At 39.0% G+C, this 17,578-nt stretch carries 13 protein-coding genes; 5 read left to right on the top strand and 8 right to left on the bottom strand.

The window, feature by feature from the left end:
• Positions 1–37: 37 nt before the first annotated feature.
• The 6 genes from EHO65_RS18015 to EHO65_RS17990 all read right to left on the bottom strand — a co-directional run bounded on the left by EHO65_RS18015 (position 38) and on the right by EHO65_RS17990 (position 5,976).
• The gene (locus EHO65_RS18015; protein ID WP_135775923.1) at positions 38–1,660 is read right to left on the bottom strand and encodes a glycerol-3-phosphate dehydrogenase/oxidase; all 1,623 of its coding nucleotides are present in this window, start codon (positions 1,658–1,660) and stop codon (positions 38–40) included.
• Entirely contained in the window at positions 1,657–2,505 is an 849-nt protein-coding gene (locus tag EHO65_RS18010) for a phosphotransferase family protein (protein WP_135775922.1), read from the bottom strand. Before EHO65_RS18010 ends, EHO65_RS18015 begins: the two co-directional genes overlap by 4 nt.
• Before the next feature lie 76 nt (positions 2,506–2,581).
• Positions 2,582–2,932 (bottom strand): DUF3147 family protein, encoded by a 351-nt coding sequence (locus tag EHO65_RS18005; protein ID WP_135775921.1) that lies wholly within the window; start codon positions 2,930–2,932, stop codon positions 2,582–2,584.
• Between the two features lie 66 nt (positions 2,933–2,998).
• Positions 2,999–5,134, bottom strand: a complete 2,136-nt coding sequence (amt, locus tag EHO65_RS18000; RefSeq protein ID WP_135775920.1) for an ammonium transporter — start codon at positions 5,132–5,134, stop codon at positions 2,999–3,001.
• An 87-nt stretch (positions 5,135–5,221) separates the two neighbouring features.
• A complete protein-coding gene (locus EHO65_RS17995) occupies positions 5,222–5,650 on the bottom strand; it encodes an SRPBCC family protein (RefSeq protein WP_135775919.1) in 429 nt (142 codons plus the stop codon).
• Positions 5,647–5,976 (bottom strand): ArsR/SmtB family transcription factor, encoded by a 330-nt coding sequence (locus tag EHO65_RS17990; RefSeq protein ID WP_135775918.1) that lies wholly within the window; start codon positions 5,974–5,976, stop codon positions 5,647–5,649. Before EHO65_RS17990 ends, EHO65_RS17995 begins: the two co-directional genes overlap by 4 nt.
• 125 nt (positions 5,977–6,101) lie before the next feature.
• Between EHO65_RS17990 and EHO65_RS17985 the strand changes: the two genes are divergently transcribed.
• Together EHO65_RS17985 and EHO65_RS17980 are read left to right on the top strand one after the other, a co-directional pair.
• The gene (locus EHO65_RS17985) at positions 6,102–6,806 is read left to right on the top strand and encodes a lysozyme inhibitor LprI family protein (protein WP_135775917.1); all 705 of its coding nucleotides are present in this window, start codon (positions 6,102–6,104) and stop codon (positions 6,804–6,806) included.
• Between the two features lie 288 nt (positions 6,807–7,094).
• Entirely contained in the window at positions 7,095–8,057 is a 963-nt protein-coding gene (locus EHO65_RS17980; RefSeq protein ID WP_135775916.1) for a lipin/Ned1/Smp2 family protein, read from the top strand.
• A gap of 110 nt (positions 8,058–8,167) precedes the next feature.
• Here the strand turns inward: EHO65_RS17980 and EHO65_RS17975 are convergent, their stop codons facing one another.
• On the bottom strand, positions 8,168–9,733 hold the full coding sequence (locus EHO65_RS17975; protein ID WP_135775915.1) for a helix-turn-helix domain-containing protein: 1,566 nt from the start codon (positions 9,731–9,733) through the stop codon (positions 8,168–8,170).
• 85 nt (positions 9,734–9,818) lie between these two features.
• On the opposite strand from EHO65_RS17975, the gene EHO65_RS17970 reads away from it, so the two are divergent.
• The 3 genes from EHO65_RS17970 to EHO65_RS17960 are packed head-to-tail and all read left to right on the top strand — an operon-like array spanning position 9,819 to position 15,891.
• The gene (locus EHO65_RS17970) at positions 9,819–13,067 is read left to right on the top strand and encodes an efflux RND transporter permease subunit (RefSeq protein WP_135775914.1); all 3,249 of its coding nucleotides are present in this window, start codon (positions 9,819–9,821) and stop codon (positions 13,065–13,067) included.
• Positions 13,064–14,278, top strand: a complete 1,215-nt coding sequence (locus tag EHO65_RS17965) for an efflux RND transporter periplasmic adaptor subunit (protein WP_135775913.1) — start codon at positions 13,064–13,066, stop codon at positions 14,276–14,278. Before EHO65_RS17970 ends, EHO65_RS17965 begins: the two co-directional genes overlap by 4 nt.
• Complete coding sequence (locus EHO65_RS17960) at positions 14,275–15,891, top strand: efflux transporter outer membrane subunit (RefSeq protein WP_135775912.1); 1,617 nt, start codon at positions 14,275–14,277, stop codon at positions 15,889–15,891. The genes EHO65_RS17965 and EHO65_RS17960 overlap by 4 nt, the downstream gene beginning before the upstream one ends.
• A gap of 24 nt (positions 15,892–15,915) precedes the next feature.
• Here EHO65_RS17960 and EHO65_RS17955 read toward each other — a convergent pair whose 3' ends face one another.
• Complete coding sequence (locus EHO65_RS17955) at positions 15,916–17,514, bottom strand: Na+/H+ antiporter (RefSeq protein ID WP_135775911.1); 1,599 nt, start codon at positions 17,512–17,514, stop codon at positions 15,916–15,918.
• Positions 17,515–17,578: the final 64 nt, after the last annotated feature.

The following is a 17,578-nucleotide window of genomic DNA, read 5'->3' as shown; positions in this document are numbered from 1 at the left end:
TTTGATCCAGCAATTTTTCGATCGGTAGAAATCTAAATTAGAAAGAAACTGGAAGTTTTAACCTTCGTTTTAGCTTCTCGATCTCTTCGGATTTTTTTTCGGCAGACCAATTCCATTCTTTGCCTGCAATCTCAGCCGCTTTAGATAGCACCTCATCGGATGGAAGTCCAATAGTTCCAAGTCCAGTCCTTCTTAAAAAAATATCGGAAAGTGTCATTGCCATCTCGAAACGGATCGCATATAAAACTTGAGCTGCCAATTCTCCATCTTCATCCAATACTTCCGATAATTGTTTAGATGAATTTGCTAATTCTAGAATAGATCCGTATTCAGTTCCATAATGACGGACCAGATACTCTATCGTCTTTTGAGGGAAATTAGAATGAGAAGATTTAGCATTTTCTAAATAAGATTCTATGTTTGGGATCTCACATCCATTTAAGAACTTCTTCTCAGAAATACTCGGTCCGGCTTTTTTAGATAATTTTTTTTGAATGAGTTGAAATATCTTTTTTGCGAAATGACGACTAGTAGTATATTTACCACCGCCAGCGCTAATGAGTCCTTCTATTCCATCTTTAGAATGATCTTGTAATTCCGATTTTCTGGAAGCAGAATAAGTTTCTTTATCCTCTCCCCCAGATTCAGCAAGAGGCCTAAGCCCACCATAAGCAAACTCGATATCCTTTAATTCTAATTTTTCGGAAAGTAAACCGGAAGAATTGATATATTCCAAAAATTCTAAAATACTTTCTTTAGAAAGTTTCCAATCTTCCACAGGACCGTAATATGCTTTTTCAGTAGGCCCTATCATATTTTTTCCTCTCCAAGGAGCAAAACTGAAATGTCCTTTTTTGCCTACATGAAGCACCATTGTATCAAAATATTTTTTTGTGATCAGATAAATACCTTCGGATCTTGTTTTTGGAACAGGAACCTTTATCTTTTTAGTTCCGTTCAGAAGGTCCTGACTCCAAGGCCCCGAAGCATTTACAACTACTGAAGCTTTTAATTTTACTTTTTTATTATGAATAGTGTCATTGACAAGCGCTCCGATAACTTGGCTCCCTTCAAAGAGCAGCTCTTCTACTCTTGTATAATTGGAAACGGATGCACCTTCCTGGACTGCTGATTTCAGAAAGGCCAAAGTCAATCTTTCAGGACTTGGCATAATGCAATCATAAAAATAGATCGCAGAATCCATAGCCAAGCCTAGGTTTTGGATCTCTTTTTTAGAAAGGTTTTTATGTGCAGGGATTTTTTTGGATTTGTCCCAGGTCCGATTTCTATCAAAAGAAAGTAGATCATATACAAACAAACCGACTCTTTCCAAAAGGCCAGGATTCGGAAGTATCATAGGATAAGGATAGACAAGATTCGGAGCAATATTAGATAAGATCCTTCTTTCTTTGAGCGCCTCTCTCACTAAAGACAGATCAAAACGTTTTAAGTATCTGAGTCCACCATGGATCAATTTACCTGTGGCAGATGATGTTGCTCCGCCAAAATCTTCTTTTTCCACCAAGGCAACAGAAAGCCCCCTACTCGCCGCTTCATAAGCTAAGGCAGATCCGGTAATACCACCTCCTATAATCAATACGTCAAAGTATGATTGATCGCCTATAGTTTCGATAAATCGTTCTAATTTTCGAGGATTCATTTACCTGCCTTAGAAGAAAAAATGATCTCTTTGATCTCCTTTTGCAAAGCAGCTCTCTCACTTTCAATATTCCACAGCCCTAAACGAAAAACTAATATAGGAAGTCTCCATCTTTCTATATCTTTCCAATCCATTCCTGAAACGGAAAGATACCTTTTTAGATAACCTTTTAATATGAACTTTCGAACTACAGTGTAAAATAAAATTTTTAAGAACGGAGTTCCCGGCCAAAGTTCAGCATCCTGAAACAGAAAAACAGTGGAAGCAACGTCAGCTGCAGGATCTCCTTTTAAAGCAGTCATCCAATCTATGATCACATAAGAATCCTTTGTAACGATCACATTTTCAGGATGGAAATCCAAATGTAAAACGGAAGATCCTTCGGGTAAATTTTCTATAAATTGTTTTGCGATCTTCTTCTCTTCTTTACTCAAAAAGGAAAGCGGCTCTTTAGAAAGGACTTTAACGGCTTCCGATCTGATATCCTTCATCTTTTTGGATTGTTTATTATGCAAATCCAGATGTAGGTCCGCGAGTATTTTAGAAAGACTGAAAAAAGTCAGAGGTTTTTTGTCAGGAAGTTTGGTGAGGGAAATTCCATCCAATCTATCAAAGATCAAACCGTGTCTATCTCCGATCTTGACCTTCTCATAACATTTCATGGAACTAGCACCCGAAGAAAAGGCGATTACGGAATTAGAATATTCTGTATCGACCTCCGAGGAAGGAAATTCTTTAAAAAATAATTTTAGGATCTTACTTGGTCCATATTCCGAAATTTCGGCGGACCTACCTATTGCGAGTGACTTTCCAGGACTTGGTCGATTTGTTTTTTTGGCGGGCATGATTCTCTTCTCTATTTATTAAGCAAAACTGATTCTATACTCGTACATGCACGAGCAAGAAGTAATTTGAGGAAACTTAAATAAGTTTGATGCCGAATTTTTCAAGAACGTAATTGAAAGAAATGAAAAGTAAAACGGTCAGTATAACACAAGATCCAAGGGCAGACCAAAAACCGAATGTTGAATATAGCTTAGGAAATATCAAAAACATAGGTAAGGTGGGGATCACAAACCAAAATGTATAATATGCATGATTTGATATCTTTTCAGAATCAGTTTTTTCAAACTGCAGCCATAATAATGTTAGAATCGTAACCAAAGGAAGAGAAGCGATCAATGCTCCTAGCCGATCATTCCTTCTCGCAATTTCTGAAATTAGAACCACTAATGCAGAAGTCACTGTGTATTTAAGAATTAGATATAACATAAATCTGGAAACATCAAACTAACAACAGAAGGATTTTTCACAAGTGAATAAATGAGATATAAATTTCTATTTTTTGACCTTCCTACTAATCCCTAAAACTGAAATATCATCTTGCTTGGGAGATCCGTTTAAGAATTCATCCAACTTCTTTAATATTTGATCGATCCCTTCGCCAATTGGAATTCCTTTTAGATTTCCTACGATCGCCTCTACTCTTTCTTCTCCGAATTCCTCTTTATTAGAGTTCCATTGTTCAAATAGACCGTCTGTAAAAAGTATTAATTTTGAATCCTGGGTAAATCCGATCTCATTGGATGTGTATTTTGTGTTAGGGATCACACCCATAATCCTTCCGGTTTTTTCCAATGAATGGACTTCCTCACCTTGGATCAAATATTGAGGCACATGTCCTGCAGAAGAATATCTGATCAAATTTAAATTTGTGTCGATATCGACTACTATGCATGTAAAGAATTGATTCAAATTTTTGAATGTATGTAAGAATTCATTATTTAAATGATATAAAATTTCGGTAACGCTATAAATCCCACGCTTTAAGGATTCATAAATTGCTTTGATCGCCATAGTCAAGAGAGCTGCTTGAACTCCATGCCCAGTTGCATCGGCAAGAAACACCCGCGTCAATCCGGGGCGAAGTTCCATGATATCGAAAAAATCCCCTCCCACTTCTGTAAGAGGAAGATATCTAACTGTAATCTCCAAATCCCCTGTAAGTTTATCCTCTTGAGAAATGATCCCGGATTGGATCTTTCGAGCAGTGGATAGATCGCTTTGGAGCAAACTTAAATTATGCTCTAGCTCAATTGCCAAAGTTTCCTTTTCTTTAATATTGGTCCTGATCTTATCCAATACCAAATTATACCTTTCTGCGATCTGTCCCACTTCCGTGAACGGCTCGATGGAAAGATCCTGACTCAGATCCCCAGTCTGCTTTTGGTATTCCATTTCTAAAAACAGATCAATCAACTCAGTAGTGGCTCTATGTTCCGTATAATTCAGTCCTTGGTATTCATTTTGGGGTGAAACTCTTAAACTATAAAAACGATGGATAATAAAAAGAAGGGGATAACTTATACCAAAAGAAAGAATAGCACAAGAAACAACACCTAATAACTGCATAAGTATTTGAGTGTTTCTATCTAATCCAGTACCTAAAATAGAAAGATCTCCGAAAATACCTACTGCTAATGTTCCCCAGATCCCGGAGACTAGATGCACAGGAATAGCACCTACTGCATCATCCAGTTTCAATTTATCTAAAATAACGCCCGCTTCGAACATTAGAATTCCTGCAACTAATCCAATCAAAAGTGATTCAATGGAATTAACCGCATTACATGGAGCAGTGATTGCAACTAGGCCTGCCAAGGTTCCGTTTAAAGGAAGAGTAGCTTCCGCATATTTTAAGCGGATCCAGCCATAGATCAAACTGGAAGCCATCCCTCCGGAAGCTGCAAACATTGTATTTACGATGATCTTTGGAACTTCGGAATTGAAAGCAAGAGTACTTCCCCCATTAAATCCTATCCAACCAAACCAAAGGATCAATGTTCCAAGCATAGCAAGTGGAAGATTATGCCCAGTGATCTTTCTAACAGAACCATCCTTACCGTATTTTCCGGTCCTGTTTCCGATCAGCATCATTGCAGATAGCCCGACCCATCCACCTACACTATGCACTGCAGTTGAACCTGCAAAATCCATAAAGCCAAGATGAGAAAGCCAGCCGGTAAATTGATTCCAATCTTGCAAATCCCTTCCCCAAACCCAATGGCCGAAAATCGGATAGATCAAAGAAGAAATAATTGTAGTGACGATGATATATGCACCGAACTTCATTCTTTCTGCAACAGCACCTGAAACGATAGTCGCGGCGGTCCCGCAGAACATGAGTTGGAATAAAAAGAAAACGGAAGTTTCCGGGCTTGTTTTTGAAAAATCAGGAAAGAACATGTCCTTTCCGATCCAACCATTATAGGTCGCTCCAAACATAAGCCCGAATCCTAGTGAATAGAATACGAGAGTAGCAATCCCGAAATCTGTAATATTCTTAATTGCTACGTTAATCGAATTCTTGGTGCGCGTTAGGCCGGATTCTAAACATAAGAACCCCGCCTGCATAAAAAAAACCAATCCGGAAGAAAGGATAATCCAAAGAATGTCGAAATTCGTTTTAGGCATCGAATTTCTTATTTCATAAAATGATAAGCGAATTGGCAAGAAGCATTTCTGCTAATTGCCAAATATACATCTCCTTCTGCCGAACTTTTAGGAAAATTGGAGCTCTAAATTCTCCAGCGTACTGATCCAACCCTCTTTATGTCCTTCCATCGAACTTTCAGATGAAAGCTTTTCATGAGTTAGCAACACTTCGGTTCCTTCTCCCTTATCCTTAAATACCACTGTAACAAGAGTGTTACCTTGCTCAGGTCCTTCCCAACCATGGGTGAAAACAAGTTTTTCATTTAATATAATTTCTTGATATACCCCTGTAGCGATATAAACATCGTCATTCCCAAGCATAGTAGTTCTATATTTCCCACCTACCCTGAAATCCATTTGGATCTCTCCGATCTTCAATTCCTTGGGACAACCCCATTTTTTCATAATTTCAGGTTTAACCCAAGCTTCGAAAACCTTCTCTCTTTTGGCCTTTATAAACTTCGATACTTCCAGCTTGTATTCTGCTGTTTTCATTCAATTTCCTCCAACAATTCCTTGAGAGAATCCAACTGATCCTCCCAGAATTTCTTATAATATTGAATCCATCTATCCGCACTCATCATGGCCTTTCCGTTCAGACTTAGATAGGAGAATGAACCTTCTTTTCTTCGATTCACTAATTTCGCCTTTTCCAAAACCTTAATATGTTTGGAAGCGGCAGCTAATGACATTTCAAACGGTTTTGCAATCTCCGTGATCACCCTCTCTTTTTTAGAAAGGCTTCTGAGCATGGCCCTTCTGGTCGGGTCAGACAATGCCTGAAAGATCAGATTGAGGTCGTATTTTCTGGATTCAACCATATGGTTAAACGCATATCACAAAGAAGAAAAGGAGTCAACCGTTTGGTTGAATGTTTTTATAAAAAAATTTTACAGACCGAAGGATAAAATTATTGCCTTCTCCCCATAAAAATTAAAATTTCCCAATGCATTTCCGCCTAATCATATCCCTATTAATTTCTATATTTGCATTTTCTATCTTTTCCAAAACATCCGATCCAGTCGATGCCTGCTCCAAGATCAAAAATAAGAATGATCAGAAAAAATGTTATTCTAAGGAATATCAAGTCGCTGACAAAGAACTGAATGTAACTTATAAAAAAATAAGAGAAGGTTTATCTGAATCACAAAAGGAAGATTTAAAAAAACTGCAAGTCCTTTGGATCGGATACAGGGATGGGGTATGCGAAGGACCTATGTATGCTTCCGATGAAACCGGGATAGAGACGATCATTTGTAAGACAGGGACGACAGAAGAAAGGACTAAATACCTAAATCATGTTTGGAAATTTGGTGCCGCATCCAAAGAAGGACTGGGTTCTTATACAGATGGTTTCGGAGGTAATTTAAAACTTTTCAGAGATAAATCGACTAAGAATATCCAATTTTCTTTCGAAGTTGTCAGAGGTCCTACAGCTCATCTGGGCGAAGTAAACGGAAATTGGACTCCAAGTAAAGAAGGCAAATGGACTTGGGCATCCACAGAAGGTTGTAAGTCGGATGATCCGGATTGCTGCTTATTGGAATTCGAATATTTTCCAAATAGAATAGAAGTGGAGGAAGTTTCCTGTTCTGCATATCACGGAGCAAGAGCTTATTTTGGCGGAAGTTATAGATACGAATTCAAATAAAAATAGAACGCAAAATAGTTTGATTTCTAACTGAAGCCGAGTTACAACCTTCATTCTTTAGATATTTCTTATATATCAATTATATATAAGTTATTTATAACAGTTGCATCTCATTCAATCGATCTTTTGTATTTTATATTTCTATATATTGTCATAGTCATTTTTAGTTTCTTCTTGCTCTACTAATGTAGCTCCAATATATTCGCCGCTGTTTGGAAAATTTCTGTAATCAGTTTACAAAAATTTTTCAAAAGAACTTTCAGATGAAAAAAATATTTGGAGATCTCTATGCGATTCTTTTTGTTAGCCTTGTGCTTAACTGCGTTCTCAGGTGGTCTTTGGGCGGATTGTCCGGACTACACCACTCCTTCTAACCCACCTACCTTTTCAAAACCGACCAAAAGAAGTTTTCGAAATTTCGGAAATACGATTTTAGCAGGTTTATATGTACCTTATCATATGGTTTACGATACAATCGTAAAATCAGGATCGAATGCAACTATAGTTGGTAAATTCGATTATGATGCTGTATTTCATAAAGATCTGGAAGGTGAATACATTCACGTTTATATCTATGGAACTGCGATGAGCGGCTGGACCTATGTGGGTCGTTATACCACGAATGGTGATGGTAAGATCACTGCGAACTTAGGTGTACGTGCAACCGGTGACTATATAGTTCGTATGGTAGTAGAAGGCGATCTTTCTAGTGCGGATGGTTATTTAACTGTAGCTGATCCTGGCCGCCAAACCGTTCTGTTTGATGTGGATGGAACCTTGACCACAAACGATTTTGAAGCTCTTGCAGATTATGCGGGTATCAAAATTGCCGACGCTTATTATTACGCTTCGGAAACTGTGAATGCATATCGTAACAAAGGATACCAGATCGTTTATTTGACCGGTCGTCCTTATTGGAATACTAAGGATACTCGTGATTGGTTCCCTTCTAAAGGAATGAAGTCTTGGCATTATCATCCTAGTTCCGATTATTTAGGTGCAAATGTTCAGGCTTACAAAACCGATTATATCAACTATTTGCGTAATACTGTCGGCTTGGATATTATCCGTGCTTATGGAAATGCAACTACGGATATTGGAGCTTATGCGGCAGGTGGTATTCCGAAATCGGATACTTGGATCATAGGAGAAAATGCAGGTAAAGAAGGAACCCAGTCAATTACTGGAAATTATTCTCTTCATTACAATACTGTAGTAGCAAGCACTCCTCAATCTTCTTCTTGCTATTAAGTAATTTTATCCGAATGTTGAATTGATCAATTGGTATTGATCTATTAATCAATAGTTTCGAAAAAGAGAATGTTTTTCTTTTTCGAAACTTCTTATTTTAACCTTCCCAATTATTCTTCAGAAGAGTCAGGCGAAGCCGATTTTTTAAATTCTTGAGGGGTTTGTCCAGTATGCTTCTTAAAAGTATCATAGAAGGAAGACTTGGATTGGAAACCCACAGAGAATGCCAGATCCAATATATTTGCAGAAGGATCATTTAGAATAATCCGCTTAGCTTCTTCTATTCTGTATTTTTTAAGCAGATCGGGAAAAGAAATATTCAAAACTTGGTTGAGAAGTTCTGAAACCTGATGTACGGATAATCCTAAGACTGCAGCAAGATCACTGATCCTCAATTCTTCCTCTAAATAGATCTTGTCCTCATCCAAAAGTTTATTCAATCGGGCCAGAGTATCTTCTACATTGATACCCAGGATTGTAGATTTTTTCTTTCCGGATATGTCCGAGGATGTTTTATCCACATGGAAATTCCTGAGTTCTTCTCTCCTTAATAAAATTTCATGTTCTAATTCTCGGATCCTTGTACGAACGGAACGACTTGTCAGGAATATGTTTATCGGAACGAAGAATGTTATAAAAAATAAGAAACTTTTTCCATCGAAGGAAAAGAATGCCTTATATGAAATAATATTTAGTAATTCTATCGCAAGTAAAGAGAACATTCCAAACACAAACCAGCGAGTCTGGATGGTCTTTCTTTTTGTTGCAACTAAACTGAGAACGATCGCCGTCCCAGTCACAGCCAAATAGAAAATAGTAAAAGAGCGAGAAATGAACTGCCTCGGGAATTTAGTAAAACTTAAGGCAATCATGATCGCGGTCAGAATATTTACCGAATTATAGAAGTACCAAACCGGTTTGAAATTCTGCCTGATCTTTAGAAAATGAGAAACCCAAAGAGTTCCTGAAATGATCAGATAACCTATCATGATCTTCTTCCCTAAAGAAAGAGGAAAACCAAATCCCGGAAAAAGATATCTGGAAGCGATCCCGGATACGAATAAAAATGTAAGACCTATACCAAAAGAAAACAAGATCTGATATAAGATCCATTTGGAACGAAGACGAATATAAGAATTGATTAAATAAGCGATCTGAACGATCACAAGCGCAAGAAGTGAAAATACAATCCCAGAGTAGACTGTAGAGATAGAATATAACTCTTCTGCGCTTACTAAACGAACTTCTGAAAGTATATAATTCCTAGACTGTATCCTAATATCGATCTCTTGGCTTTCCTCCAGGAATTTTCTGAGAGGAAAAACAGGGAATATCCCAGGGATCAGCCATTCATTGACCGGATGAATAAATCCGGCCTGCAAACAGTCTCCTTTTAGATCACAGACCTGGACTGAATCCAGAAGACTCCAAGGAAAGATCAGGAATTCTGTCTTGGATTCCTCAGGCAAATTACCAATCCTAAAGCGTAGATCAATTGGGTCCGGATAAAATCCCCAATCTACAAGCACTGAAAAATCATCAATCTGCTTCCAATGAGTTTGGTCTGAGCCCAGGATACGAAGATGCCCCACCTTCTTCTCATCCCCTTGGGAATAGATCTGGGTAGAAATTCCTAAAATCAGGATCCAAATCAGAAATACTTTATTTCTAGACATATTGATCATTCAAGATTCCTGTCCAAACTTATAAACCGGGACGATTTTCTCCACCTTAAATGCTACTAATATATGAGGAAACAAAATGAATGAAATCGTTCTCATTGCTCTAAAAAGACCCTACACCTTCGTGGTCCTCGCTATTCTAATCCTATTCTTCGGGATACAATCTATTTTCAAGGCACCTACGGATGTTTTTCCAAACATCAAGATACCTGTGATCTCTGTAGTATGGGGATACCAAGGTATGCTTCCTGAAGATGTCGCCGGAAGGATTACTTACTTTTTCGAAAGGGCATTAACCAGTACCGTAGAAGGGATCAAGAGTATTAATAGCAGATCCTATTACGGAAGTAGTATTATAAATATTGAATTACAACCTCATACTGATCTTGCAGGTGCAGAAGCGGAGGTGGCTGCGATTTCGCAGACAGTAGTCACGTCCTTGCCTCCGGATATTTCTCCTCCTATGATCATGAGGTTGGAGGCCTCTTCTGTTCCGGTCGCGATGTTACAAGTTACATCGGAGAAGATGACTCCTGCAGAACTTTATAACCTCGCATTCATGAGGATACGTTCCCTATTAGTTACCATTCCTGGCGCAATCATTCCTCAGCCTTATGGAGGAACTCCTATGCAATTGCTTGTCTCACTTGATAAGCAAAAACTTTTGTCTAGGAACCTGTCCCCTATGGATGTATTCAAAGCGTTTAATGAGCAAAGCGCTGTGTTACCTGCAGGAGACCAGAAAATCGGCAAAACCGACTGGATGGTGATGACCAATGCAATCCCGATCCAAGTAGAAGATTTTAATAATATTCCAATCAAGAGAGTCGGGAATAGCACATTCTTTATGAGGGATGTTGCAAATGTTGCACTTGGCGGCCCTCCACAATTGAACTCAGTTCTTGTAGATGGAAAACAATCAGTATTGATCGTTGTGATGAAAAGTGGGGATGCATCCACTCTGGACGTGGTAGACGGAATTCGTAAAACCATGCCAAGGATCAAAGAAATTTCTCCAGATGATGTAGAAATCAAACTATTAAACGATGCTTCTATCTTTGTTAAGGATTCTATAGAGAACGTTGTCCATGAAATGATATTAGCTGCAGGTCTAACCGGACTTGTAGTCTTACTCTTTTTAGGTTCCTGGAGAGCGACTACAATTATCGCTACTTCAATTCCTCTTTCTCTTTTAAGTTCCATCATCGGTCTCCATTTGATTGGAGAATCTATCAATGTAATGACATTGGGAGGTTTGGCCTTAGCAGTAGGTATCCTTGTGGATGATGCCACTGTAATGATAGAGAATATAGATACTCATATCGAGATGGGTAAACCATTAGAGAAAGCGATCATAGATGCTGCAAACGAGATCGTTATCCCTACATTCGTAGCCACTTTTGCGATCGTAATCGTTTGGTTCCCTCTCTTTCAATTAAGCGGGGTTTCTGGTTGGTTGTTCAAGCCAATGGCAGAAGCGGTGGCACTCGCAATGATCGCTTCCTTCATTCTTTCCAGGACTCTTGTTCCTACAATGGCAAAATATTTGCTAACTGCTCATCATTCTCCAGAGAATAATAAACATGGATCACATTCCAAAGCAGCGGCAAAACATCATATAATCCCGACTTCTACCAAGAAAACAAACTCTCGTTTCGCTTTCCTTGGAGAATGGATTGATTTCTTAATCCGCTTTCAAAAGGGATTCGAGCGTAACTTCACTGAATTCAGAGAACGTTATTATATTCTTCTACAGAAAGTAATAGCAGATCGTAAAAGATTTGTGAAGATATTCTTAGCGATAGCGACCGGTTCTCTTCTTCTATTCTATTTGAATGGTAGAGACTTCTTCCCTGAGATCAAAGCAGGAACCTTACAGATGCATATGCGTGCACCTTTAGGAACTAGGATAGAAGTTTCCGGAAGGATTGCCACTTTAGTTTCGGAAGATATTAAAAAATTACTTCCGGGTAAGGTGGAGAGTGTTTTGAGTAATTGTGGTCTTCCTGTAGGACCTCATAACCTCGCATTCATCCCTACTCCTACAATCGGTTCTCAAGATTGTGACTTAACGATTTCTTTAATAGATGAAGAGTCTCCTGTTTGGGATTACAGACAAACTCTAAGAAAAGGATTAAGCGAACTTTATCCGGGAACAGTGTTCACATTCCAACCTGCGGACTTGACTGCAAAGATCTTAAACTTCGGCTCACCTTCTCCAATCGATATTCAGATCAATGGAATGGATCTGGAAAAGAATTTTGAATTTGCTCAAAAACTTCAGGGTAAATTGAAAACGATCCCTGGTGCGGCAGATGTTGTGATCCAACAAACGATGAGCACACCTACTCTTCTTGTAGATGGAAATAGAAGTTTAGGGATCAACCTCGATCTTCCTATGAAATCAGTTGCAGAAAATATGTTACTCGCAACTTCGGGAAGCCAACAAATAGACCAAGAGTATTGGATGGATCGTAAAACCGGTCTATCTTACCAGATCAATATCTATGTGCCTCAACCTCAGATGAGAAGAACAGAAGATCTGCTTACTGTTCCAGTCAATCGAGGAGACTTACAAGATAATTCAGAAAATGGAATACAGTTATTAGGTAACGTAGCAAATGTCACCCCGACAGGAACTCCCGGTTTAGTAACTCACCAAAACCTTTTACCTCTAATCGACGTGTATGTTTCCGCGGAAGGTAGAGACCTAGGTGGAGTTTTGAGCGATGCTCAAAAGATCATGGACTCTATGAAGAGCGAACTCCCAAGAGGAGCTGCAATTGAGATCTTAGGTCAGGCAGAGACTATGAGAAGTGCCTACATAGAGTTGATCGGAGGACTTTTTGTAGCAATTCTTCTGGTTTATCTTTTGATCGTGGTAAACTTCCAGTCTTGGACTGATCCGTTTATCATCATCACCGCGTTGCCGGGTGCATTAGCTGGGATTGCTTGGTCCTTATTCCTAACTCGCACATATATATCAGTGCCTGCACTAACAGGGGCGATCATGTGTATGGGAACAGCGACTGCAAACTCTATATTAGTAGTTTCTTATGCAAGGGATCGTTTAGAAGTTCATGGAGACGCAGTAAGAGCCGCTATTGAAGCGGGATATTCCAGGATCAGACCTGTGCTTATGACTGCCTCCGCGATGATCATAGGAATGGTGCCAATGTCCATAAGTAATTCTCAAAATGCTCCATTAGGTAGAGCAGTGATCGGAGGATTGGCAGTTGCTACATTCGCTACACTATTCTTCGTACCTTGTATCTATGCGATCATCTATAATAACCGTGCAAAAATCCAAAAGGAAAGTTCCAAATGATTCCAACAGTACCTAAAAAGAAACTTGTAACACTATCTTCAATCTCAGTCGGAGTTATATTCCTGAGCTATATATTCTATCAACAGATACATAGCGCGGAAGAATTCAGAAAGGAAGCCTTGGAAGCATCCATTCCAAATGTTTCCGTAGTAAGTCCGACACCACCTAACCCTTTGGAAACGATCACTCTTCCAGGAACAGTTCGAGCATGGTACGAAGCAGTCATTTATGCTCAGGTTCCAGGTTACGTGAAGATGTGGTATAAAGATTACGGAGCAGAAGTAAAAGAAGGAGACGTACTAGCTCGTATTAAGGTCCCTGCATTGGATGCGGAATATGCACAGGCAGAAGCAGACTTCGATTCTCAAAAGGCAAAATACAAACTGGCAGCAGTTACTGCCGATAGATATCTAGCATTAAGAAGTTCTCATGCAGTTTCGGAACAGTCCATTTCCGTGGCGGTAGCCGATAAAAATTCGGAAGAAGCTAAACTGAAATCCGCAGAGAAAAATGTGGATAAGTATAAGGCCAGGATCAATTTTAAAACGATAGTTGCTCCTTTTAATGGAGTTGTGATCCAAAGAAATATAAACGTAGGAGATTACGTAACCCAAGAAGGAAATATTGACGATAGCAAAACACCTTCTAACTTATTTACCGTGGCGGATATCCATAAAATGCGTTTATTCGTTTCTGTGCCGGGAACATTCGCCTACTTGTTAAAACCTGGATTATCCGCAGAACTCACCGTGCAACAATTCCCGAATCGAAAATTCATAGCGAATTTCCTTACTATCTCTAAGGGGTTCGATTTGAATATGAGAACTGTAATTGCAGAATTTACCATAGATAATAAGGACAGATCCTTATGGCCGGGTTCTTACGCACAAGTGACCCTCACTGCTCCCGTTAAGAAAGATCTTTTAACAATACCTTCCAGTTCCTTGGTATTTGATGAAAATGGCACTCAAGTCGCAACGATCACACAGGACAATAAGGTACATTTCAAACCGATCACTGTAAATAAGATCATAGATTCTATAATAGAAGTAAGAGATGGAGTTAGCACGAACGATCGGATCGTGAATAACCCTTCTGCTTCTTTGTTGGAAGGAGATCAAGTAAGAGTGGTAGAGCCAAGAAACGGATATTCGGATATGAATACTTCTAAAAAAGAAGGTTCAAAACTTGAACCAGTAGCATCCAAATGAACCGATCTCGAAAAATATATAAAACGAAAGAGCGAGACATCGTCTTAGGACGATGGATCTCTCTCTTATCATTGGCAGTCTTATTGGTTTCTTGTTTGAATGGTCCAGCATTTGATCTTGCTCCTAAGTATCTAAGTCCGGACTATGTGGTCCCGGATTCTTGGAGCGGATCAGGTCCTTTTGTAAAAGCAAATCCTTCCGAAGGAGAAGCAATACAAGCAGATTGGTGGAAACTTTTTAATGATCCTGTATTAAACAAATTAGAAGAACAAGCAATCGCCGCGAATCCAGATTTGCAAGCTGCCGCAGAAAGATTTGTGCAAGCAAGAGATGCAATGCTCAAAGTTCGATCCCAATTAATCCCTCATTTAGGAGTTGGGCTTAGCGGATCCAATAATAGGCAATCAGACAATCGTCTTTTTAGAGGAGCGGGAGAAGCAAACCAAGAAGGAACTGCATCTTTAGGAGGAATTGCTTCTTGGGAACCTGACTTTTGGTCTTCTATCAGAAATTCTACAAGAGCACAAATTTATAATGCACAGTCAGTTGCTGCTGATTTTGCTTTAGCTCGATTGAGTTTGCAAGCGGAACTTGCTGCTGATTATTTTACTTTTAGAGGTTTAAATGCTCAGGATACAACATACCGCCAATCCATTGAATTTTATGAGCAGTCCTTAAATCTTGTAAATGAAAGATATAAAGGTGGTATCGCGCCTGAACTGGATGTGCAGAGAGCACAGTATCTTCTGTCCAGCACCCAAGCAAAACGTTTAGACATACAATCTAAGATGAGAGTAACGGAGAATGCGATTGCGATCTTACTCAATAGAGCTCCTACGGGATTTAACATCCCTCCGGTAGAAGAGGTCCAAGTTGTTGCGTTCAAGGTTCCAGCTACTCTTCCTTCTACCTTACTAGAGCGTAGACCTGATATCGCTTCTATGGAACGTAAAATGGCAATAGCAAATCGTAATATAGGTATAGCTCGTGCTGCATATTTTCCAAGTATTTCGTTTAGCGCCGGTGGAGGATTCGAAGGAGGAGTCAACCTAGTCCAACTTGCAAATAGTTTTTGGTCTTACGGCTCCACAGTTTCTCTTCCCATTTTTCAAGGTGGATATCGTAGAGCTCAATTACAACAAGCCTGGTCTGCCTATAGAGAAACCGAAGATGTCTATCGTTCCACAGTTTTAAACGCTTTTAGAGAAGTGGAGAATGGACTTACGGAAACTACATACATGTCGGAACAATCGCAAAGGCAGGAGCAAGCAGTAGAAGCAGCATCACAAGTGCAAAATATGACAATGGCCTTGTATAAAGGGGGCCTAAGTAATAGTTTGGAATTGATCTATGCTCAAGTAAATACTCTGGACGCTCGTATAGATGCAATCCTAGTTAAGACTGAATTAAACAGAGCATCTGTAAGATTGATCAGAGCATTGGGCGGTGGCTGGAAAAACGCACAATTGCCTGGAGACGATGAGATCCAACCTTTCAATATATTCGATTTTTCTAATTCTAAAAAACCTGATCCAGCAGGAGGAATTGACGTAAATGCAGAAGAGGATAATTCCCAAAATAAGAATTTAACTGCGCCTATTCTAAACAAGTAATCCCGAGAAGACCAGAGAAAGAGATCAGTCACTTTCTCTGGTTTTAAATTCTTCTATATCTATAAGCGCATGGTATTTGCGGATCACTTCTTCGTCGAATCCCGAATCATGATTTAGATCGTTCAAAACATCTCTTTGGAATTGAAGAAGTTCTAAATATACATCTCCATATTCTTTTCTTTCTCCCCTATGGGTTCCTGACATTCCCTTCAGTTCTTCTTCAAAATATCCTAATTCTGTTTTCAAACGAGAAATTAGATTTTTGAGATGTTTATTTTTGCGAGCGCCTGTTTTATTTTTCTCCTCTAAATAATGAAGTGATTCTGTTGCTAACTTTTTTTGTATCATCACTTCTTGTCTATGAACAGGAATAGGAGTTTGGAAATCCATTACGTTCAATTTTCGGATCAACCAGGGAAGAGTTAGTCCATTAAAGATCATAGTAGTTAAGATCACGATGAAAGTGATAAACAAGATCAAATTTCGATAGGGAAATGGGGTTTCTCCAATTGTATATAATGGAATAGAAAGTGCTGCAGCAAGGGATACAACTCCCCTAATCCCTGCCCAACCTAAAACAAGAGGGATCTTCCATCCAGGATTCACTTCCGAGACTTCTATAAAATTGCTCATGATCCTAGTAAAACCGGAAGTAAAAAGTGTAATGATGATCCTTGTAACGATTAAAGCCAATGAGATCAATATTCCATATAGAATTGCGCTCTTTAAACTAATATCTCCTAATTGATTTATGATAGAAGGCAACTGCAAACCGATCAATAAGAAGATCAATCCGTTCAAAATAAATACGATACTATTCCAAACATTCACTCCTTGGATACGACTCGCATAACTCAACAAACTTTGGCGTTTGCTGGAAAGAAGAAGTCCTCCACACACCACGGCAAGAACTCCTGAAACATGAAAATGTTCCGCCAAATAATACATACAATATGGAGTCACAAAAGTTAAAACGATCTCAATACTTGGAGTAAGCGGAAGCCAACTATGTATCCCATAAAATACAAGACCAACTGCCAAACCGATGAATGAACCTGCAATAACCACCCAAACAAAACTAAAAGTTGCCTCTTGGAGATTAAACTGTCCGGTAATCACCGCTGCCAAAGCAAATCGAAATACTATCAAAGAAGAAGCATCATTCAGCAAACTTTCTCCTTCTGCGACACTTATTGCAGACTTGGGGGCTTTTGTTTGCTTCATGATCGTAACGGAAGAAATAGAATCAGGAGGAGAAATGATACCTCCTAATAAGAATCCAATCGCTAATGTAAATCCAGGGATCAACGAACTAGAGATCAAAGCGATTACACAAGAAGTGATGATGACTATCGGAAATGCAAAACCTGCAATGATCCTTCTCCATTTCCAAAATTCTTTCCAAGAAATTTGCCAAGCGGCCTCATATAATAAAGGAGGAAGAAAAATTAAAAAAACAAGCTCCGGTGTGATGGTAATATTTTGGAAGAATGGAATTGTACTTACAACGAGTCCTCCGATCAAAAGGACAATCGGATAAGCAAGTCCGAGTCGATTTGCGATCACAACCAATCCAAGGATGATCAAAATCAAATAAACGTATTCAACTAGGATATTTTCCATCTTTTCCTGTTTGAGTGAGAGATTTTACAGATCATCATAAACCTTTTCATCTACTCAACAACTT

Origin of the sequence: Leptospira andrefontaineae, from assembly GCF_004770105.1 — a bacterium.
Taxonomy (GTDB): domain Bacteria; phylum Spirochaetota; class Leptospiria; order Leptospirales; family Leptospiraceae; genus Leptospira_B; species Leptospira_B andrefontaineae.
Note: the sequence above shows the minus strand (reverse complement) of the source record. Positions and strands in the feature narration are given on the sequence as shown.